The following is a 1,435-nucleotide window of genomic DNA, read 5'->3' on the forward strand; positions in this document are numbered from 1 at the left end:
CAGCTGCTCAACATCCTCTGGAACCTCATCGGCGGCGGCGTCGACACCACCACGTCACAAACAGCGCTCACGCTCCACCACCTGGGCACCCACCCGGCCCTCAGACAGCAACTCATCGATCACCCCGAGCTCTACCGCACCGCCACCGACGAATTCCTGCGCTACTTCTCGGTCAACCAAACCCTCAGCCGCACAGTCACTCACGACGTCGAGCTCAACGGCCAACGCCTGCGAAAGAACGACAGAGTCGTCATCAGCTGGCTCTCGGCCAACCACGACGACAACGAATTCCACAACGCCGACGAGATCGTCCTGGACCGCGCGCCCAACCGGCACGTCGCCTTCGGGCTCGGCCCACACCGCTGCATCGGCTCACACCTCGCGCGCCTCATGTCCGAAACCATGGTGAAAGCCGTCCTCGACCGCATCCCCGACTACCAAGTCGATGTCGACAACGTCCACCAATACCTCGGCAACCCCAGCATGACCGGGCTCGGCAAGCTGCCGGTCACCTTCACCCCCGGAGCGAAGCGAGGCTAGATGCCGGACAGCGCTCGCGGACCCGCCAACCCGATCACGCAACTGCTCGGGCCGTTCACCCGGACCGGCGGCTTCTACGCCCGCTTCTGGGGCACCTACCTGGATCGTCGGCCCGACGAGCTACCGGTGGCCCGGCCCACCATCGCGCTCGCCGCCCAGGCATTCCGCGACGAAATCCTGCTGAGCGGCTTCAGCCTGCTGCGTGGAGCCCCCGACGCCGAAACGCTCGAACGAATCAACACCGAAGTGCTTGCGGCACAAGACTTCTACGGCGACAAGGGCTGGCTCGACAATCCCGAGGGGTTCTTCGCCCCGCCCCCACCGCCCAATGACGTGACGGTCAAGCGCGTGAGCAGCATGGGGCGCAACTTCGATCGGCTGTCCTTCGACAGCGACTACGAGCCCCACGACGGCGAGCCCGGCCGGGAACGGTGGCAAAGCTACACCCGCAACAACCGCGAATACGCCCTGATGTTCCGGCACCGCCGGCCACGGCCCTGGCTGATCTGTATCCACGGCGCCGAGATGGGACGCGCTGCCCTGGACCCCATGCTGTTCCACGCCTGGCACCTGTACCGAGATCTCGACCTGAACGTCGTGCTCCCCGTGCTTCCCCTGCACGGCCCCCGGGCAAGCGGCCCGAAATTCCCCAGCGAGGACGTGCTCGACGACGTCCACGGCGCCGCTCAGGCGGTCTGGGACATCCGGCGCCTCATCACTTGGATCCGCGAGCAACAGCCCGACGCCGCGATCGGGGTGAACGGCATCTCCCTCGGGGGTCTGATCTCGTCGCTGGTCGCCAGCCTCGACGACGGCCTCACCTGCGCGATCCTGGGTGTGCCGGCCGTCGACCTGGTGAACCTGGTCGGCCGCCACGCCGGCCTCAGCGGCCACG

2 protein-coding genes are annotated in these 1,435 nt (G+C 66.9%); both read left to right on the forward strand.

The genetic code is table 11. The annotated features are described in order from the left end of the window. Window positions 1-540, forward strand: a 540-nt coding sequence (locus A9X04_RS21010) for a cytochrome P450 (RefSeq protein ID WP_156764455.1), incomplete at its 5' end; no start/stop codon positions are given. Further along, window positions 541-1,435 (forward strand): alpha/beta hydrolase (locus A9X04_RS21015; protein WP_067924548.1); only part of this gene is annotated, 895 nt, incomplete at its 3' end. It abuts the gene before it with no gap.

Origin of the sequence: Mycobacterium sp. E3247, from assembly GCF_001667785.1 — a bacterium.
Lineage (GTDB): Bacteria > Actinomycetota > Actinomycetes > Mycobacteriales > Mycobacteriaceae > Mycobacterium.